This window comes from Oerskovia paurometabola (assembly GCF_016907365.1).
Classification (GTDB): Bacteria; Actinomycetota; Actinomycetes; order Actinomycetales; family Cellulomonadaceae; genus Oerskovia; species Oerskovia paurometabola.
In genome coordinates this window covers 2000951-2020480 of sequence record NZ_JAFBBV010000001.1, presented here as the reverse complement: position 1 = coordinate 2020480, position 19530 = coordinate 2000951, and the positions used below count along the sequence as shown (strand labels likewise).

Genomic DNA, 19530 nt, shown 5'->3' with positions numbered 1-19530 from the left:
TTGGCGGTTCACCCAGGAGACGCGATGGCCCGTTCAGAGCGACCCCACCCATGCGGGCGGTTCCCTCAGGACCCAACAGTGTGCTTGGCAAACCCTTCCCCCGTACCCGTGATGTTCCACCACCCACACAAGGTGGGCAGGTACTGACACGAACCGTCATGGCCGAGCTCTTCGTTAATGTTCCACCCTTGAGCAACCATCCACCCACGCGTTCGGCGAGTGCCATGGCCTCTGCACAACCAGCACCACAAGGGCGCCGACTGTGAGTGATGCTCCTTAGAAAGGAGGTGATCCAGCCGCACCTTCCGGTACGGCTACCTTGTTACGACTTAGTCCCAATCGCCAGTCCCACCTTCGACAGCTCCCTCCACAAGGGTTGGGCCACCGGCTTCGGGTGTTACCGACTTTCGTGACTTGACGGGCGGTGTGTACAAGGCCCGGGAACGTATTCACCGCAGCGTTGCTGATCTGCGATTACTAGCGACTCCGACTTCATGGGGTCGAGTTGCAGACCCCAATCCGAACTGAGACCGGCTTTTTGGGATTCGCTCCACCTCGCGGTATCGCAGCCCTTTGTACCGGCCATTGTAGCATGCGTGAAGCCCAAGACATAAGGGGCATGATGATTTGACGTCATCCCCACCTTCCTCCGAGTTGACCCCGGCAGTCTCTTATGAGTCCCCACCATGACGTGCTGGCAACATAAGACGAGGGTTGCGCTCGTTGCGGGACTTAACCCAACATCTCACGACACGAGCTGACGACAACCATGCACCACCTGTACACCGACCTTGCGGGGCAACCATCTCTGGAAGTTTCCGGTGTATGTCAAGCCTTGGTAAGGTTCTTCGCGTTGCATCGAATTAATCCGCATGCTCCGCCGCTTGTGCGGGCCCCCGTCAATTCCTTTGAGTTTTAGCCTTGCGGCCGTACTCCCCAGGCGGGGCACTTAATGCGTTTGCTGCGGCACGGAACTCGTGGAATGAGCCCCACACCTAGTGCCCAACGTTTACGGCATGGACTACCAGGGTATCTAATCCTGTTCGCTCCCCATGCTTTCGCTCCTCAGCGTCAGTTGCGGCCCAGTGACCTGCCTTCGCCATCGGTGTTCCTCCTGATATCTGCGCATTCCACCGCTACACCAGGAATTCCAGTCACCCCTACCGCACTCTAGTCTGCCCGTACCCGATGCAAGCTCAAGGTTGAGCCTTGAGTTTTCACACCAGACGCGACAAACCGCCTACGAGCTCTTTACGCCCAATAATTCCGGACAACGCTTGCGCCCTACGTATTACCGCGGCTGCTGGCACGTAGTTAGCCGGCGCTTCTTCTGCAGGTACCGTCACTTGCGCTTCTTCCCTGCTGAAAGAGGTTTACAACCCGAAGGCCTTCATCCCTCACGCGGCGTCGCTGCATCAGGCTTTCGCCCATTGTGCAATATTCCCCACTGCTGCCTCCCGTAGGAGTCTGGGCCGTGTCTCAGTCCCAGTGTGGCCGGTCGCCCTCTCAGGCCGGCTACCCGTCGTCGCCTTGGTAGGCCATTACCCCACCAACAAGCTGATAGGCCGCGAGTCCATCCCAGACCGATAAATCTTTCCAGACACTCCCCATGCAGGGGCATCTCGTATCCAGTATTAGACCTCGTTTCCAAGGCTTATCCCGGAGTCTGGGGCAGGTTACTCACGTGTTACTCACCCGTTCGCCACTGATCCGCCCAGCAAGCTGGGCATCACCGTTCGACTTGCATGTGTTAAGCACGCCGCCAGCGTTCGTCCTGAGCCAGGATCAAACTCTCCGTAAATGTTTGCTATCAACCCCGAAGGATTAACAACCATACGAAGCGGACCCGAAGGTCCATAATCATGGCTACAAACCGAAAACATGACGTTTTCAATTCATACCAAATAGAAGTCTCAACACGAACACACAACACACACCAAACGATGCGCGCCACACGCCCATGCAGGACAATTGGCATTAACTATCAAGCACACTGTTGAGTTCTCAAGCAACCGACACGCACCGACTCCAACCCACCAGGGGCCTTCACTCGGGGCAACTTCTCTACCTTACCAGGTCTGGATCATCGTGTCTACCGCCGAAGCGGAGACGGGAACTTCCCCGGTCCCCTCACGAGTCGACAGATCCAGGACCTGAAGTTCGTGTGGGTGGCCTGCCCGTGGGACCAGCCACTTCGCGGCGGCTCCGAGGAGCTTCGCAGTGGTGTCTGTTCCTCCCTGTCGGGCTGACATCCAGAAGATTACGTCGAGGTGACGGGCGAGGTCAAACCCGGGCGCGGTGACCCCGGTCACCGCGCCGCCAGCCGGTACGGTCGACGGCGCCGTGGGCCCCTTGCAACGACGGCGGGGCCAGGGGGACGAACCCCTTGGCCCCGCCGTCGTGCACGCGGGTCCGTCACGCGACCTCGGCCACCGCGAGCGTCCGCTTGCCCCGGCGCAGGACGGCGAAGCGCCCGTGCAGGAGGTCGTCCGCCCCGAGGGCAGCATCCTCGGACGTGACCTTCACGTTGTTGACGTAGGCACCGCCCTCGGCGATCGCGCGCCGCGCCGCGCCCTTCGAACCCACGAGCCCCGACCCCACGAGAAGGTCGACGACGAGGTCGCCGGGCGCCGCCGTCGTGCGCGGGAGCTCCGCCACGGCCGCGGCGAGCGTGCCGGCGTCCAGGGCACCCAGGTCCCCCCGGCCGAAGAGCGCCTGGCTCGCGGCGATGACCGCCTCGGTCGCGGCGGCGCCGTGGACCAGCGTGGTGACGTCGGCTGCGAGCGCCTTCTGCGCCTCGCGCGCCGCGGGACGCTCGGCGACCGCACGCTCGAGCTCAGCGATCTCCTCCGCGGTGCGGAACGTGAAGATCTTGAGCCAGCCCACCACGTCGGCGTCGTCCGCGTTGACCCAGTACTGGTAGAACGCGTACGGGCTCATCATGTCGGGGTCGAGCCACACGGCCCCGCCCTCGGTCTTGCCGAACTTGGTCCCGTCGGCCTTGGTGATGAGTGGCGTCGTCAGGACGTGCACCGACGCCCCCTCGGCCTTGCGGATCAGCTCGACACCCGAGAGCAGGTTGCCCCACTGGTCGTTGCCACCCGTCTGGAGCGTGACGCCCTCACGCCGGAAGAGCTCGAGGTAGTCGTTGCCCTGCAGGATCTGGTAGCTGAACTCGGTGAAGCTGATCCCCTCGTCCGACCTCAGGCGACGCGCCACGGTGTCCTTGGCCAGCATGGTGCCCAGACGGTAGTGCTTGCCGATCTCCCGCAGGAAGTCGATCGCCGTGAGGTTCGCCGTCCAGTCGAGGTTGTTCGCGATGCGCGCCGGGTTGTCGCCCTCGAAGTCGAGGAAGCGCGAGACCTGCGCCTTGAGGCGCTCGGTCCACTCGGCGACCGTGTCCTTGGTGTTGAGGATCCGCTCCCCCGACTGACGCGGGTCGCCGATCATGCCCGTTGCTCCGCCGACGAGCGCGATGGCACGGTGCCCGGCGAGCTGCAGGTGGCGCAGCAGGATGAGCTGCACCAGGTGGCCGTGGTGCAGGCTCGGCGCGGTCGGGTCGAAGCCGCAGTAATACGTGACGGGTCCCTCGGCCAGCGCAGCACGCAGCGCGGCCTCGTCGGTGGACTGCGCCACCAGGCCTCGCCATTGCAACTCGTCGAGAACGTCGTTCACTGCATCTCCTTCGTCGTGCCCGCGCGCGGTGCGGCGCAGGGCGTGGGACGGGCGCGCCATCGTTCCGCGCGCCCGAGGTCCTAGTCTGCCGTGTCCCGCCCTCCAGCACCGACTCCGCCGGGGACCGGGCTCGTCAGCGGCTGCGGCGCGTCGCGGGCCGGTAGGCCGAGACGGTCGGGTCGCCCGTCAGCCACAGGCGCCACGGGTAGACGCTCGCGTCTCCGCCGTCGCCGCTCACGCCGACGCGAGGTCCGGTCGCGATCGCGGGCCGCAGGGTCCGCACGTCCCGGTGCACGACGACGTCGCCCGCCTCGTCCGTCACGTCCAGCCCGTAGTGGGCCAGGTCCAGGCCGAGCGCCACCGCGAGACGTGCCGGTCCGCGCGCGATCTGGCGGTCCGAGTCGCAGACGCCGGCAGCGAGCCGGCGCGCCCGTGCCAGCGCGACGCCGTCGGTCACCTCGCCCGCCCGCAGGAGGACCGCCGACGCGGAGCCCACCGGGCCGCAGACCACGTTGACGCAGTGGTGCAGGCCCAGGTGACGGTAGACGTACAGGTGACCCGGCTCGCCGTACATGGCCCGGTTGCGCTCGGTCCGACCGCGGAAGGCGTGCGACCCCGGGTCCTGCTCTCCGTCGTAGGCCTCGACCTCCGTGAGGCGGACGGTGACGCTGCCCTCCGGGGTGCGGTGGGTGATCGAGGCCCCCAGGAGGTCGCGTGCGACCTCGAGGCTCGGGCGGGAGAACCATCCGCGCGCGGGAACGTCCGGCGCGGGGGCGTCGAGGTCCGTGGTGGAACGGGACTCGGTCACATGGGCCTCCTGGCTGGGCGGGCGTCTCCCCCGCAATCTACGCCGAGCACGTCTCGACGTCTCACCTGCGATCGTGGACGGTCAGGCTTCGCCCGCGCGCTCGTGCGCACGAGGGCGTGCCGTGACCGGCTCGCCGAACCCGTCGAGCACGACGTCGGCCCGCTCGGCCGTCCCCTCGGTCGCGTAGACCGCTCGCTCCGAGGCCATCCACTCGAGCCAGTGCACACGGGCCTCCTGACCGTCGCGCGCGAGGCCGCGCGCCAGGCGGAGCTCGTCGTCGGCCTCGACCCAGACGAGCAGCGTCGTCATCTCGGCGATCCGCCGGGCACCCGCGCCGCAGCCCTCGACCACGAGGAACGGGGCAAGCGGGACGTCGTGCCACTCGGCGAAGTCCTCGAGCGTCCAGTCGTAGCGTTGATAGCGCCCGGGTCGACCGGCGGCGAGCGGGTCGAGGACCTGCTCGACGAGCCGCCCCGCGCCCGCCGTCATCCCCGTCCAGCCCTCGTACAGGTCGTCCATGTGGATCACCTGGGCAGGCAGCGCCACGCCGAGCTGCGCGGCCAGCGTCGTCTTCCCGGACCCTGCCGGCCCGTCGACGACGACCAGGCGGCACGCGCCCCCGCGAGGGACGCCCGGACCAGCCGGACGTCCCTGACCGAGGCGCGCTGCGCCGTCGTGCACGCGGGCCACGAGGTCATCGAGGACCGCAGCGCTCACGCTCATGGTGACCTCAGCCCTGCACCCAGAAGCGGTACTCGGCCGAACGCACCTTGGCCTCCTCGAGCTGCTCCGCGACACGCGCCGGAGCCGTACCGCCCACCGCGTCGCGCGAGGCGAGCGAACCCTCGACCGTGAGCACGTCCCGCACTCCCGGGGTGAGGTGCTCGGAGATCTCCGCGAGGTCCTCGTCCGTCAGGTCCCACAGCTCGATGCCACGCTCCTCGCACACGCGCACGCACGCTCCCGCGACCTCGTGGGCCACCCGGAACGGCACGCCCTGACGGACGAGCCACTCCGCGATGTCGGTCGCGAGCGAGAAGCCCTGCGGAGCGAGCGAGGCCATGCGCTCGGTGTCGAACGTCAGGGTGCGGACCATGCCCGCGTACGCCGGGAGCAGGACCTTGAGGGTGTCGACCTGGTCGAACACCGGCTCCTTGTCCTCCTGCAGGTCGCGGTTGTACGCGAGCGGCAGGCCCTTGAGCGTGGCCAGCAGACCCGTCAGGTCGCCGATGAGACGCCCGGCCTTGCCGCGCGCGAGCTCCGCGATGTCCGGGTTCTTCTTCTGCGGCATGATGCTCGAACCCGTGGAGTAGGCGTCGTCCAGGCGGACGAAGCCGAACTCCTTGGTGTTCCAGATGATGATCTCCTCCGCGAAGCGGGAGAGGTCGACACCCAGCATGGCCGAGACGAACGCGAACTCCGCCACGACGTCCCGCGAGGCCGTACCGTCGATCGAGTTCTCGACCGGGCCGTCGAAGCCCAGGTCCGCCGCGACCGCGGCGGGGTCCAGGCCCAGCGACGAGCCGGCGAGCGCGCCCGAGCCGTAGGGTGAGCGCCCCGCCCGCACGTCCCAGTCGATGAAGCGGTCGACGTCGCGCAGCAGCGGCCACGCGTGCGCCAGCAGGTGGTGCGCGAGCAGCACCGGCTGCGCGTGCTGCAGGTGCGTGCGGCCCGGCATCGGGGCGCCGGGGTGCGCCTCGGCCTGCTCGATCAGGGCGTCGACGACGTCGAGCACCAGGAGCCCGATCGCGCGGGCCTCCTCGCGCAGGTACGACCGCACGAGCGTCGCGATCTGGTCGTTGCGCGAACGCCCCGCGCGCAGCTTGCCGCCGAGCTCCGGACCCGCGCGCTCGATGAGCCCGCGCTCGAGGGCCGTGTGCACGTCCTCGTCGGCCAGGACAGGGAGGAACGCCCCCGACCCGACGTCGGCCGAGAGCACGTCCAGCGCCTCGAGCATCGCGGTCAGCTCGTCGTCGTCGAGCAGCCCCGCGGCCGCGAGCACCTTGGCGTGGGCCCGGGATCCCGCGATGTCGTGCTGCGCGAGGCGCCAGTCGAAGTGCGTCGACTGCGAGAGAGCGGCCAGGGCCTGCGCGGGACCGCCGGCGAACCGGCCACCCCACAGGCTCACGGGAGCCTCCGACGCGCGCTCCACCTCGGCCGCGTCGCCCGCAGCGGCGCCGGACGTGATCTCGTCACTCATGGTTCACAGGCTCCCGGTGCCGAAGTCCACGCCGTTGCCGAACTTCTCGTCACGGGCCGCGGAGAGCTTGGCAGTGAGGCCGAAGATCTCGATGAAGCCCTTGGCCTGCGACTGGTCGAACGAGTCGCCCTCGTCGTAGGTCGCGAGGTTGAAGTCGTACAGGCTCGACTCGCTGCGGCGGCCCGTGACGGTCGCGCGTCCGCCGTGCAGGACGAGGCGGATGTCGCCCGAGACGTAGCGCTGGGTGTCGTCGATGAAGACGTCGAGCGACTTCTTGAGCGGGCTGAACCACATGCCGTCGTAGACCAGCTCGGTCCAGCGCTGCTCGACGCCACGCTTGAAGCGGGCCTGCTCGCGCTCGAGGGTCACGTTCTCGAGCTCCTGGTGCGCCGCGATGAGAGCGATCGCGCCCGGGGCCTCGTAGATCTCGCGGGACTTGATGCCGACCAGGCGGTCCTCGACGATGTCGATGCGGCCCACGCCCTGGGCGCCGGCGCGACGGTTCATCTCCTGGATGGCCTGCAGCGGGGTCACGGGGACGCCGTCGAGCGCGACCGGCACGCCCTGCTCGAACGTGATGACGACCTCGTCCGCGACCGGCGGGAACGTCGGGTCGTCGGTGTAGTTGTAGACGTCCTTCGTCGGGGCGTTCCAGATGTCCTCGAGGAAGCCCGTCTCGACGGCGCGTCCCCACACGTTCTGGTCGACCGAGAACGGGTTGTGCTTCGTCGTGGCGATCGGCAGCGAGTGCTTCTCGGCGTACGCGATGGCCTTCTCGCGCGTCAGCGCGAGGTCGCGGACCGGCGCGATCGTCTTGAGCTCGGGCGCGAGCGACGTCGTCGCGACCTCGAAGCGGACCTGGTCGTTGCCCTTGCCCGTGCAGCCGTGCGCGACGGTCGTCGCGCCGAACTGGCGAGCCGCGCGCACCAGGTGCTTGACGATCACGGGGCGCGAGATCGCGGAGACCAGCGGGTAACGGTCGAGGTACAGGCCGTTCGCGCGCAGCGCTGGCATGCAGTACTCCTCGGCGAACTCGTCGCGGGCGTCCGCGACGTAGGCCTCGACGGCACCGCAGTCGAGGGCGCGCTGACGGATGACCTCGAGGTCCTCGCCGCCCTGGCCGACGTCGACGGCCACGGCGACGACCTCGGCCCCGGTGGCCTCGCCGATCCAGCCGATGGCAACGGAGGTGTCCAGGCCGCCCGAGTAGGCGAGCACGACGCGTTCAGTCATGACTTGTTCTCTTCCTTGCGTGGGGTGATGGGTCCAAGTGTGGCAGCCGCCGAGGCTCGGAGGTCGCCGTGGTCGCTGCGCGGCCCGTGCGGGCCGTCGCTAGCCAGGAGGTGCTGAGATCGTGGGGGTGGCGGGGGTCACGGGGTTGGTCAGGGCCAGGAACCGCGCGGCCAGGTCCTCGCCGCCGTCGACGTCGCGCGAGATCACCAGGACGGTGTCGTCGCCCGCGATCGTGCCCAGGACGCCGACGAACACCGAGTGGTCGATCGCCGACGCCAGGTACTGCGCGGCGCCGGGCGGCGTGCGCAGCACGACGAGGTTGCCCGACGCCTCGGCCGAGACCAGCAGCTCGGCGCACAGCCGCGCGAGCCTGGCCGCGACGTACTCGGCGTCGTTCGCGACCTGGACCGAGCGGTCGCCGCCCTCGCCGGGCACCGCGTAGACCAGCGCGCCCGACGCGCTGCGGACCTTCTCGGCCCGCAGCTCGATGAGGTCGCGCGAGAGCGTCGCCTGCGTGACGCTCACGCCGTCCTCGGCGAGCGCCTTGGCGAGCTCGGCCTGGGAGTGGATCTCGTGCCGGGCGACGAGCTGCGCGATGCGCGCGTGGCGTGCCGCCTTGGTGGTGGGCACGCTCCCCGGGCCGAGGGCGGTCGTCACGAGCGTTCCAGCAACCAGGTCAGCAGCGCCTTCTGGGCGTGCAGGCGGTTCTCGGCCTCGTCCCAGACGGCCGACTGCGGGCCGTCGATGACCTCGGCCGTGATCTCCTTGCCGCGGTAGGCCGGCAGGCAGTGCAGCACGAGCGCGTCGTCGGCAGCGACCGCCATGAGCTCGGCGTTCACCTGGTACGGGACGAACGGCAGCTCGCGCTCGGCCGCGCTCGCCTCGTCGCCCATCGAGACCCAGGTGTCGGTCGCGACGACGTCCGCGCCACGCGTGGCCTCGGCCGCGTCCGTGGTCACGAGCACGGAACCGCCCGTGTCCCGGGCGATGCGCTCGGCGTCGGCGACGACCGCCGGGTCCGGCAGGAAGCCGGCCGGGGCCCCGATGCGCACGTGCATGCCCGCGGTCACGCCGCCCAGGAGGTAGGAGTGCGCCATGTTGTTGGCACCGTCGCCCAGGTAGACGAGCGACGTGCCGGCGAGCGAGTCGACGCCGCCGCGCAGCTGGGCGACCGTCAGCAGGTCCGCGAGGATCTGGCAGGGGTGGAACTCGTCGGTCAGGGCGTTGACGACCGGGACGGTCGCGGCCCGCGCCATCTCCTCGACGCGCTCCTGGCCGAACGTCCGCCACACGATCGCCGACGTCTGACGGTCCAGGACGCGGGCCGTGTCCGCGATGGGCTCGCCGCGCCCGAGCTGGCTCGACGCCGCGTCGATCACGAGCGGGTAGCCACCGAGCTCGGCGATGCCCACCGAGAACGACACGCGTGTGCGGGTCGACGGCTTGTCGAAGATCACCGCGACGGCCTGCGGCCCGCGCAGCGGCGTGCGGATGAAGCGGTCCTCGCGGAAGCCGAGGCCCAGCTCGAGCACCTCGCGCTGCTCGGCGGGGGTCAGGTCGTCGTCGCGCAGGAAGTGCCGGACGGAAGCGGTCGAGGTCACGGTCAGCCCTTCTGTGGGGTGGCTGGGGTGATGGACGGGGTGGTGGGGGCGGCCGTACCGGACGCGGAGGCGGCCACGAGGTCCGCGGGCAGGCTCGCGAAGAAGGCGACGACCTCGCCCGCCTGGTCGCGCGTCAGGATCAGCGGCGGGGCGAGGCGGATCGCGTCGGGCTGCACCGCGTTGACGATGAACCCGGCGTCGAGCGCCCTGCGCGCGACCTCGGCGGAGACCGGTGCCGAGAGCTGGACCGCGATCAGCAGGCCCAGGCCACGGGTTCCCGCGACCACGGGGTTGCCGCACGCGGCGATCCCGTCGCGCAGCGCCTCGCCGACCGCGCGCACGTTGGCCAGCAGGCCGTCGCGCTCGATCACGCCGAGCGTCGCGAGCGCGGCGGCCGCCGCGACCGGGTTGCCCCCGAACGTCGTGCCGTGCTGACCGCGGCCCAGGAGGGTCGCGGCGCGCTCGCCGAACGCCACGACGGCGCCCACGGGAAAACCGCCGCCGAGCCCCTTGGCGAGCGTGACGACGTCGGGCGTGATGCCCCCGCCGATCTCCTGCTGCTGGAACGCGAACCACGACCCCGTGCGTCCCACGCCCGTCTGGACCTCGTCGAGGACCAGCAGGGCGCCCGACGCCGCGGTCAGCTCGCGCGCGGCCACCAGGTAGCCGGGCGGCAGCGGGCGCACGCCCGCCTCGCCCTGGACCGGCTCGACGACCAGTGCCGCGACCTCGCCGCGCGCGGCGACGGCGTCGGGCGAGAAGGCCTCCTCGAGCGCGGCCACGTCACCGAACGGGACGAACTCGACACCGCCCGGCAGGGGCTCGAAGGGCTCGCGGTACGCGGCCTTCGACGTGAGCGCGAGCGCGCCCATGCTGCGGCCGTGGAATCCTCCCTCGAGCGCGAGGACACGGGTGCGCGTCCCGGGGCCACCGACGCCGTCACGGTTGCGCCGGGCCATCTTGAACGCGGCCTCGTTGGCCTCGGTGCCCGAGTTGGTGAAGAAGACGCGCGACCCCTCGGGGGCCTGCGCGAGGTTCAGGAGCCGCTCGGCGAGCGCGATCTGCGTGGGCGAGCCGAAGAAGTTCGACACGTGCCCGAGCGTCCCGAGCTGCGCGCTGACCGCGGCCGTGAGCGTGGGGTGCGCGTGGCCCAGCGCGTTGACCGCGATGCCCGCGAGCAGGTCGAGGTAGCGCTTGCCGTCCGCGTCCCACACGTACGCGCCCTCGCCGCGGACCAGGACCTTCTGCGGTGCGCCGAACGTGTCCATGACCGCGTGCGTGTAGCGCTCGGTCCACTGCGCGACGCTGCCCGGGCCGGCCAGGGTCGTGTCCGCGGCCCCCTCGACGCTCCGGGCGGCGTCGGTGGCCTGCGTCTCGGTGGTCGCCGGGGCGACCTCGGCGGGGTGCGTCGACGAGACCTCGCCGGTCGTGCCGTTCATGACTGCTCCTGCGGGACGGGAAGGGCGGCGGGGGTGGAGGCGAGCGCGTCCGGGACGACCATGGTCCCGTTGCCACGCGTCGTGAAGACCTCCAGGAGGACCGAGTGCGCGACCCGGCCGTCGATCACGGTCGCTCGCGGGACGCCCCCGGACACGGCCCGCAGGCACGCCTCCATCTTGGGAACCATGCCGGCCTCGAGCGAGGGCAGCAGGTCGGCGAGCTCGGAGCGCGTGATCTCGGCGACGAGCGAGCTCTTGTCCGGCCACGACGTGTACAGGCCCTCGACGTCGGTCAGGACGATGAGCTTCTTGGCACCGAGCGCGACGGCGAGCGCGGCCGCGGCCGTGTCGGCGTTGACGTTGAGGACCTGGGTCGGGTCGTCGATGTCGGGTGCGATGGTCGAGACGACGGGGATGCGCCCGGCGTCGAGCAGGTCCTGGACCGCGGAGGGGTGCACCTCGACGACGTCTCCCACGAGCCCGACGTCCACGGGCTCTCCGTCGACCACGGCGTGGCGCCGCTGCGCCTGGAGCAGGCCGCCGTCCTCGCCCGACAGCCCGACCGCGTACGGGCCGTGCGCGTTGATGAGCCCGACGAGCTCGCGCGAGACCTGGCCCGTGAGGACCATGCGCACGACGTCCATCGCCTCGGGCGTGGTCACGCGCAGGCCGCCGCGGAACTCGCTCTCGATGCCGAGGCGCGCGAGCATCGCGGAGATCTGGGGGCCGCCGCCGTGCACCACGACGGGGTGCAGGCCGACCTGGCGCAGGAACACCATGTCGCGCGCGAACGCCGCCTTGAGCTCGTCGTCGATCATGGCGTTGCCGCCGTACTTGACGACCACGAGCGCGTCGCGGAACTCCTGCAGCCAGGGCATGGCCTCGAGCAGGACCTCGGCCTTCTGGCCGGGGGTCAGGTCCGTCCGCGTGTCGAACGCCCCCGACTGGGCGGCGACCTCTGACGTCTGGGCGCTCACGACGAGTACGCGCTGTTCTCGTGGACGTAGTCGTGCGTGAGGTCGTTGGTCCAGACCGTGACCTGGGCGTCGCCCGCGTGCAGGTCGATCTCGACGTGCACCTCGCGGGCCGAGGCGAGGTCGACGAGCTCGCGGGGCTCGCCCACTCCCCCGGCGCGGCAGACCTGGACGCCGTTGATCGACACGTCGAGCGCGAGCGCGTCGAAGGGTGCGACGTCCTCGGGGACGGTCCCGACGGCCGAGAGCACCCGGCCCCAGTTGGGGTCGTTGCCGAACACCGCGGCCTTGAAGAGGTTGGACCGGGTCACGGCGCGGGCGACCGCGAGCGCCGCGGTCTCGTCGCTCGCGTTCGTGACGGTCACCGCGATGTCGTGGCTGGCGCCCTCGGCGTCCGCGACCAGGGCCCGCGCGAGGTCCGCGCACGCCTCGGTCACGGCCGCCGTGAGCTCCTCGAGGGTCACCGGCACCTGGGACGCACCGGAGGCCAGGAGGATCACCGTGTCGTTCGTCGACATGCAGCCGTCGGAGTCGACCCGGTCGAACGTGGTGGCGGTCGCGGCCCGCAGCGCGGCGTCCGCGGTCGCGGCGTCGACGACGGCGTCCGTGGTCAGGACGCAGAGCATGGTCGCGAGGCCCGGTGCGAGCATCCCGGCTCCCTTGGCCATGCCGCCCACGGACCAGCTCGTGGCGCCGTCGACGCTGTGCTCGTCGGCCACGTCGCGCGTGACGAGGACGGTCTTGGGCACGGTGTCCGTGGTCATGATCGCGAGGGCCGCGTCGGGGCCGCCCTCGGCGTCGGCCGCGCCGACCGCAGCGTCACAGCCCGGGAGCAGCTTCTCCATGGGCAGGCGCTCGCCGATGAGGCCCGTCGAGCAGACCAGGACGTCGCCCGCCGAGACCTCGAGGAGGTCCGCGACGTACTCGGCCGTGCGGTGGGTGTCGGCGAAGCCCTCGGGGCCCGTGCACGCGTTCGCGCCACCCGAGTTGAGGACGACGGCGCGCGCGATGCCGTCGGCGACGGCCTGGCGCGACCACGCGACGGGGGCCGCGAACACGCGGTTCGACGTGAAGACGGCCGCGGCGACGTCGAGCGGGCCCTCGTTGACGACGAGCGCGACGTCCTTCTTCCCGGTGGACTTGAGCCCGGCGGCGACTCCTGCGGCCCGGAAGCCGAGCGGTCCGGTGACGGTCACGGTGCGACCCCTTCGGTGGTCAGGCCCAGGGTCTGCGGCAGCCCCAGGGCGATGTTCATGGACTGCACGGCGCCGCCGGCGGTCCCCTTGACGAGGTTGTCGATCGCGGTCACGGTCACGACGCGGCCCGCGGCGCGGTCGATCGCGACCTGGACCAGGGCCGTGTTGGCGCCCAGAGTCATGGCAGTGGTGGGCCACTGCCCCTCGGGCAGGAGCTCGACGAAGGGCTCGCCGACGTACGCCTGCTCGTAGGCCTGGCGCAGGTCGGCGACGCTCAGGTCCTCGTGGCCCGGGGCCAGGCGGGCCGTCGCGGTCGCAAGGATGCCGCGCGCCATGGGCACGAGCGTGGGCGTGAAGGAGATCGTGACCTCGTCGGCGCCGGCCGAGCGCAGGTTCTGCGCGATCTCCGGGATGTGGCGGTGAGAGCCGCCCACGGCGTAGGGCTGCGCGGAACCGAGCGCCTCGGAGGCGAGCAGGTGCGTCTTGAGCGACTTGCCCGCGCCCGAGTACCCGTTCGCGAGGACCGCGACGACGTCCACCGGGCTGAGGAGGCCTGCGGCGATGCCGGGCTGCAGGCCCAGGGTCACGGCCGTGACGTTGCACCCGGGGACAGCGATGCGCCGTGCGCCCGCGAGGACCTCGCGCTGCTTGGTGTACTCGACGCCCGCGCCGGTCTGCTCGGTGATCAGGAGCTCGGGCAGGCCGTAGGGCCAGGTGCCCGCGTGCTCGGAGCCGTAGAACGCGGTCCAGTCCGCGGCGGACGCGAGCCGGTGGTCCGCGCCGAGGTCGAGGACCAGGACGTCGTCGGGCAGCTGCGCGGCGATCTCACCGGACGCGCCGTGGGGCAGCGCGAGCACGACGACGTCGTGGCCCACCAGGTGCTCGACGGTCGTGGGCAGCAGCACGCGGTCCGCGAGCGAGCGCAGGTGCGGCTGGTGCAGCCCGAGGAGCGACCCCGCGTTGGAGTGCGCCGTGAGCGCGCCGATCTCGACCTCGGGGTGCCCGGCGAGCAGCCGGAGCATCTCCCCGCCCGCGTAGCCGGACGCACCGGCGACTGCCACTGTGATCGTCATATGCAGAACTATACATAGTTATGCAGTCGATGTGGAACCTCTTCGTCCCGTTGCGTCCCGGTGCGGTCCTATGCGCCCCAGACGCCCAGCTCGTTGCCGCTCGGGTCGAGGAAGTGGAAGCGCCGGCCGCCCGGGAAGTCGTACGGCCCCTCGACGATCTCCCCGCCCGCGTCCTGGACCAGCAGCAGGGACTCGTCGAGGTCGGCCGAGAAGAGGAGGACGAGCGGGCCGCCGCGCGTCACCGAGTCCGCGAGCGCCAGCCCACCGGCCTCCGCCTCGCCCTCCTCCGCGGAGGTCCGGAAGCCCGCGTACCCCGGCCCGTAGGGGACGAACTCCCACCCGAAGGCCTCCGCGTAGAACGACTGTGCGGCCGCCATGTCCGTGACGGAGAGCTCGAGGTAGTCGATCGAGTGGTGGATGCCGTGCGCGTGGGTAGCCATGCCCGGCAGCGTGCCACGCGGCACCGACAGGAGGCACCGACACGAGGCCGGCGGCCGCACCGACGCCGGTCAGGCCTGCTGGTCCGACGGCCCGTCGGAGCGGACCGGGCGACGGCAGTCGTCGACGACGGACGCGAGACGGCGCACCCTGTTCACCGGTCCGACGGTGAACTGCAGCGGGACCACCTTCCGCCCACGTCGCAGCGCGAGCATCGAGAAGATCGCACTCTCGGCCCCCCAGTTCCACAGGCTGCTGTACGGCACGACCACCAGCTCGTCCCCCGGGACGAGCCGCATCGTCCGCCACCACCCTCGCAGGTACACCTCGCCCGCGCCGACGAAGACTCCCGTCCGCAGCCCGAGGACCATGAACACCGCGGCCCCGAGCGCCACCACACCGAAGAAGAGGTCCGGCCCGGTCTCGATCAGGCCGCCCGCCCCGATGAGGAAGAAGGGCACGCCGACCACGAGCGCGAAGAGTCGACTCATGGATGTCGCCCCCCGCAGCGCGGAAAGCCCCTTCCGGCGTCGTCCTCGACCGTCGTCGGCCCTCATTCCATCCCGCACGCCCACCACTCCCCCTCGAGCGGCACGGGGTCGGCGCAGATCATGCCGTGCATGTCGAGTCCCGCGGGCGACCCCCCGGACTGAACCAGAACCCGCCCGCGTCGTCGGGCATCCCGAGCCACTGAGGCACGAAGACCCGGCCGTCCTCGTACCGGTCGACGCGCCCGTTCGCCGAGACGTACCGGAGCGCGTTCGGCAGGAGACCGTCCTCCCCCGGGTCACGGGCACCCTCGCCGTCCGGCGCGGCGACCTCGGACAGGGCCACCCGGTACGCGGCGAATCGCTCGGCGGTCCCCACCTGCGCGCGCGGCCACGACACCGCCACGGTGAGCAGCACCAGGGACGTCACGAGCGTCAGCGCGGATCGGCGCCGGACCAGGTGCACCACGACTCCCACGAGCCCGGCGACCAGGCGGAACAGCCACGTCCCGAGACCGGGTCCTGCGGCGACGAGTCCGTGCAGCGGCGCGGGCAGGGCGTCACGGACCGCGAGCGCCCACGCCCACGTCGCGCTGGTCGCGTACGCCAGGGCGAGCAGCGCCATGCCACCGAGGAGGGCGACGGCGAACACCTGGGTACGTGTCAAGGTCGGCGTCACCACGGCGACAGCGTAGTGGTCCGCTCCCCGGGTCGCGGATGGCCTCCGGGCCGGTCGAGCCGGACGTGTCCGGTACCGCTAGGGTCTCGGCATGTCGCGGAGTCGCAGGGGTGGGTCAGGCATGCGGACGATGGAGTTCGAGGAGGAGCACGACGGGCCGGTGGGCGGTCCGCCCGAGCGTCCCGACGGCAGTGGTGGCCGCCTCGAGCACGACGGGCTCGACGGGCCCGGGTCCAGGACGCCACGCCGCCCCGGCCTCCCGTGGATCGCTGCGGGGATCGCGGTCGTCGTGGTCGCAGCCGGCCTGGTCGTGGACGGGACGATCGAGGACCGCCGGGAGACCGCCCGGCTCGTCGGGGCTTTCGGCGCCGTCGTGCCCTGGGGCGACGCACCACCCGGCGAGCTGTGGTCGGTGGACGCACCGGGCGGCCAATTCGCCCAGGCCGGTGCCGACGGGGTGGTACTGATCGAGAACGGGACGGTCTCGGGCGTGGACCTCGGCACGGGAGAGATCGCCTGGTCGCGGGACGTCGGCCCGGGGGCGACGTGCGGGACGGACCTCTCCTGGAACGGCAGCACCCAGCGGCGGGACGACCCGCTCGTGTGCGTGTCCGGAGGTCCCGAACGTCTGGCGACCGTGCTGGACGACGACGGCACCGTCCTGGGATCGCTGTCGCTCGACGATGTCGGCGGTGCGGAGGCCTTCGCCGTGCCCGGTCCTTCAGGAACGGTGGTGCTGGCGGAGCGGGCCGCCGAGCCCGCTCCGGGCGCGACCGCGATGCCCTACCGGCTCCTGACGATCCAGGGCACGATGGAGGACGTCGTCGTGCCTGCGGGACGGGCGGCGCGCGTCGTCGCGGTCGACGTCGCCACCGGCGAGATGCGCTGGGAACGGGTCGTCGACTTCGTCGCCCCCGAGGGTCGTCCCGGCAGCTGCATGACGTCCACGATCACCGACGGGCTCGACGAGGAGTCCTTCTCGGTCGACGCGGACTCCCTGTCGGTCCTCGTGGTCGACGGTATGGTGCGCGTCCTCGGCTGCGGCGTGGACTCGCTGCTCTCGTCCGCCGGAGCCCGGCTCCGGGCCCCTGGTGCCGATGACTGGCGTCTGTTCCCCGCCGGGTCGGGCGGGTTCGTCTCGGTCTCCGACACCCCCGAGACCACGCACGCGCTCGACGGCGACGGCGCGGTGCGCTGGGAGACCGGTGGGCACTACCTCTTCCCGCAGGCCGTGGACGGCTCCGAGCAGGACGCGTGGTACCTCGCGAACGCTGGCCGGCTGATCGCGGTCGACGCCCACGACGGCAGCCGTCGGTGGGCCGCGGACATTCCCGCCGAGCAGGTGCTCGTGCAGACCGACGAACGGGTCGTCGTCACAAGCTCCCTGTATCGCCGGGCGCTCGACCCCGATACCGGGCAGACCCTCTGGGAGACCGAGGTGACGGACGGCGACCGCCCCTCGGTCAGCACCTTCACGGACGGTCGGCGATTCTTCGAGGTCAGCATGGTCGGCGACCAGGCCACGGACGCCCGGCTCACCGCCTACGACCTCGCGACGGGCGAGAGGCTGTGGGTCCTGGACGACGTGCCGGTGTCCGAGACGGTCCTCGCGTTCGGCGGGGCGCTGCTGCGAGTCGGCGAGACGTCGCTCTCACGCTGGGGGTGACGGGACGGCGGTGGGGCCTTGTCGCCCCACCGCCGCGGGTCTCGCTCGTCGGTCAGGCACCGTCCGCCGCAGCGAGCGCCGGGTCGTGGCGCGCCGCGGCCGTCGCGCGGGGCCGGCTCGCTGCCGCCCGGAGCACAGCGCGCACGCTCGCCCCCAGCACCGACTCGTCCCGCCCCACCGCCCACGCGACCGAGCCGTCTGCGGCACGGTGCTCCAGGTAGGTCACGGCCCCCGCGTCGGCGCCCGAGGTGACCGACTGCTGCGTGAGCCCCAGCACCTCGACCGGCACGCCCAGCCCGGCGAGGACCCGGGTGAGCGCGTCGACCGGCCCGGCCCCGGTGGCGGACCGCTCGACCCGCTCACCGTCCAGGGACAGCACGACGTCGAGGCGCTCGCCGCCGTCGTCCGTCTCGCCCGGCCGCGCGACCGACCAGGCGAGCGGCAGGACCTGGCGTGCTCCGTCGTCGGGCAGGACGTACGCCGCCTCGAAGAGGCGCCACAGCCCCTCGGCCGTGACCTCTCCCCCGCTGCGGTCCGCGTGCGCCTGGACCCGGCGGGCGAAGTCGATCTGGAGCCGCCGCGGCAGCTCCAGGCCGTACGCGGACTCGAGCAGGTACGCGATGCCACCCTTGCCGGACTGGCTGTTGACGCGCACCACCGCGTCGTACGAGCGCCCGACGTCGGCGGGGTCCACGGGCAGGTACGGCACCGTCCAGGGAGCGTCCGCAGGATCGAGGCCCGCTGCTCGCGCGTCCGCGCGGTGACGCGCGAACCCCTTGCGGATCGCGTCCTGGTGCGTCCCGGAGTAGGCCGTGTGCACGAGGTCGCCCGCGTACGGGTGGCGCTCGTGCACACCGATGCCGTTGCAGTCCACGACCGTGCGGCGGATCTCGTCGATGTCGGAGAAGTCGATCATGGGGTCCACGCCCTGCGCGTGCAGGTTGAGGCCCAGGGTCACCAGGTCGACGTTGCCCGTGCGCTCGCCGTTGCCGAACAGGCAGCCCTCGACGCGCTGCGCGCCCGCGAGGACCGCGAGCTCGGCGCACGCCACGCCCGTGCCGCGGTCGTTGTGCGGGTGGACGGACAGGATCACGGCCTCGCGCCGGTCGAGGTTCTGGTGCATGTACTCGATCTGGTCGGCGTAGACGTTGGGCGTCGCGACCTCGACCGTCGCCGGGAGGTTGAGGATCACGGGCCGCTCTGCGGTGGCGTCCCACAGGGTCGTCATGCGCGCGCAGACCTCGAGCATGTAGTCGGGCTCGGTGAGGTTGAAGACCTCGGGCGAGAACTCGAAGCGGACGCGAGGGTCGTCCCCCGCGTGCCGCAGGACCTCGTTGCCCGCGGCGGCGATCAGGTCCGAGAGCTCGGCACGTCTCTTGCCCAGCACGACGTCGCGCCAGGTCGGCGCGGTCGCGGTGTACAGGTGCACGACGACGGGGTTGCGCAGGCCACGGACCGACTCGAACGTCCGGGCGATCAGGTCCGCCCGGGCGGCGGTGAAGACCACGATCGTGACGTGCTCGGGGGCCAGGTCCGTCTCGGCGAGCAGGCGGACGAAGTCGAAGTCGGTCTGCGAGGCGGACGGGTAGCCGACCTCGATCTCGGTGTATCCCATCGCGACGAGCAGCTCGAAGAACCGCCGCTTGCGGGCGGGGTCCATGGGCTCGGTCAGTGCCTGGTTGCCGTCGCGCAGGTCGACGGGCACCCACAGCGGTGCCGCGGTGAGGCGGTTGCCGGGCCACCGGCGGTCCGTGAGCGGGACGTCGACGCGCGAGAACACGTCCTGGTAGCGGTGCGAGGGCATGCGCGAAGCGCGCTGGCGGTTCCACGCGGGCTGGCCTGGCGCCTGCGCACCGTCAGGGGTACGCAGCGTGGGGAAGGGGCTGATGGTCATGGTCGTCTGGCTCCGGGGGGCGGGCCGCGCGGTGCACGGCAGGCGGGTCCGACCGGCGCACGGCAGACCCCCACGGCGGGGAGCCGGTCGGCTCAGGCCCCGCCGCGGCGACCAAGAAGGAGTGCGCTCCACGACATGAGGGGTACGCTAGCCGCGATCAAGTCCT

At 71.2% G+C, this 19530-nt stretch carries 16 protein-coding genes and 1 rRNA gene; 1 reads left to right on the top strand and 16 read right to left on the bottom strand.

The features are described 5' to 3' along the window. Window positions 1-280: 280 nt before the first annotated feature. From JOD48_RS09055 to JOD48_RS08985, 15 genes are all read right to left on the bottom strand, one after another. Window positions 281-1801 (bottom strand): 16S ribosomal RNA (locus tag JOD48_RS09055). A 614-nt stretch (window positions 1802-2415) separates the two neighbouring features. Further along, window positions 2416-3675 (bottom strand): tyrosine--tRNA ligase, encoded by a 1260-nt coding sequence (tyrS, locus tag JOD48_RS09050; RefSeq protein WP_307824062.1) that lies wholly within the window; start codon window positions 3673-3675, stop codon window positions 2416-2418. Window positions 3676-3808: 133 nt separating this feature from the next. Further along, entirely contained in the window at window positions 3809-4483 is a 675-nt protein-coding gene (locus tag JOD48_RS09045) for a DNA-3-methyladenine glycosylase (RefSeq protein WP_191790713.1), read from the bottom strand. Between the two features lie 81 nt (window positions 4484-4564). Beyond that, window positions 4565-5206 (bottom strand): uridine kinase family protein, encoded by a 642-nt coding sequence (locus tag JOD48_RS09040; RefSeq protein ID WP_191790712.1) that lies wholly within the window; start codon window positions 5204-5206, stop codon window positions 4565-4567. A gap of 7 nt (window positions 5207-5213) precedes the next feature. Beyond that, window positions 5214-6683 carry an argininosuccinate lyase gene (gene argH, locus JOD48_RS09035; protein ID WP_191790711.1) on the bottom strand — a complete coding sequence of 490 codons (1470 nt, stop codon included), beginning with the start codon at window positions 6681-6683 and terminating at the stop codon, window positions 5214-5216. Between the two features lie 3 nt (window positions 6684-6686). Further along, window positions 6687-7916: an argininosuccinate synthase gene (locus JOD48_RS09030; RefSeq protein ID WP_191790710.1), complete on the bottom strand. Its 1230-nt coding sequence runs from the start codon at window positions 7914-7916 to the stop codon at window positions 6687-6689. A 99-nt stretch (window positions 7917-8015) separates the two neighbouring features. Next, complete coding sequence (locus JOD48_RS09025) at window positions 8016-8573, bottom strand: arginine repressor (protein WP_191790709.1); 558 nt, start codon at window positions 8571-8573, stop codon at window positions 8016-8018. Continuing rightward, complete coding sequence (gene argF, locus JOD48_RS09020) at window positions 8570-9517, bottom strand: ornithine carbamoyltransferase (protein WP_191790708.1); 948 nt, start codon at window positions 9515-9517, stop codon at window positions 8570-8572. Before argF ends, JOD48_RS09025 begins: the two co-directional genes overlap by 4 nt. 2 nt (window positions 9518-9519) lie before the next feature. Next, complete coding sequence (locus JOD48_RS09015; RefSeq protein ID WP_204808650.1) at window positions 9520-10956, bottom strand: acetylornithine transaminase; 1437 nt, start codon at window positions 10954-10956, stop codon at window positions 9520-9522. Then, the gene (argB, locus tag JOD48_RS09010) at window positions 10953-11933 is read right to left on the bottom strand and encodes an acetylglutamate kinase (protein ID WP_372440712.1); all 981 of its coding nucleotides are present in this window, start codon (window positions 11931-11933) and stop codon (window positions 10953-10955) included. Before argB ends, JOD48_RS09015 begins: the two co-directional genes overlap by 4 nt. Beyond that, window positions 11930-13126 (bottom strand): bifunctional glutamate N-acetyltransferase/amino-acid acetyltransferase ArgJ, encoded by a 1197-nt coding sequence (argJ, locus tag JOD48_RS09005; RefSeq protein WP_204808648.1) that lies wholly within the window; start codon window positions 13124-13126, stop codon window positions 11930-11932. Before argJ ends, argB begins: the two co-directional genes overlap by 4 nt. Further along, window positions 13123-14199, bottom strand: a complete 1077-nt coding sequence (gene argC, locus JOD48_RS09000; RefSeq protein WP_191790705.1) for an N-acetyl-gamma-glutamyl-phosphate reductase — start codon at window positions 14197-14199, stop codon at window positions 13123-13125. The genes argJ and argC overlap by 4 nt, the downstream gene beginning before the upstream one ends. A 68-nt stretch (window positions 14200-14267) precedes the next feature. Continuing rightward, complete coding sequence (locus JOD48_RS08995) at window positions 14268-14639, bottom strand: VOC family protein (RefSeq protein WP_138824685.1); 372 nt, start codon at window positions 14637-14639, stop codon at window positions 14268-14270. 69 nt (window positions 14640-14708) lie between these two features. Next, window positions 14709-15128: a hypothetical protein gene (locus JOD48_RS08990; protein WP_204808646.1), complete on the bottom strand. Its 420-nt coding sequence runs from the start codon at window positions 15126-15128 to the stop codon at window positions 14709-14711. A gap of 118 nt (window positions 15129-15246) precedes the next feature. Further along, window positions 15247-15807: a hypothetical protein gene (locus tag JOD48_RS08985; RefSeq protein ID WP_204808644.1), complete on the bottom strand. Its 561-nt coding sequence runs from the start codon at window positions 15805-15807 to the stop codon at window positions 15247-15249. Between the two features lie 118 nt (window positions 15808-15925). On the opposite strand from JOD48_RS08985, the gene JOD48_RS08980 reads away from it, so the two are divergent. After that, complete coding sequence (locus tag JOD48_RS08980; protein ID WP_204808642.1) at window positions 15926-17470, top strand: outer membrane protein assembly factor BamB family protein; 1545 nt, start codon at window positions 15926-15928, stop codon at window positions 17468-17470. Window positions 17471-17522: 52 nt separating this feature from the next. Here JOD48_RS08980 and JOD48_RS08975 read toward each other — a convergent pair whose 3' ends face one another. After that, on the bottom strand, window positions 17523-19364 hold the full coding sequence (locus tag JOD48_RS08975) for a 2-isopropylmalate synthase (protein WP_204808640.1): 1842 nt from the start codon (window positions 19362-19364) through the stop codon (window positions 17523-17525). Between the last annotated feature and the right edge of the window lie 166 nt (window positions 19365-19530).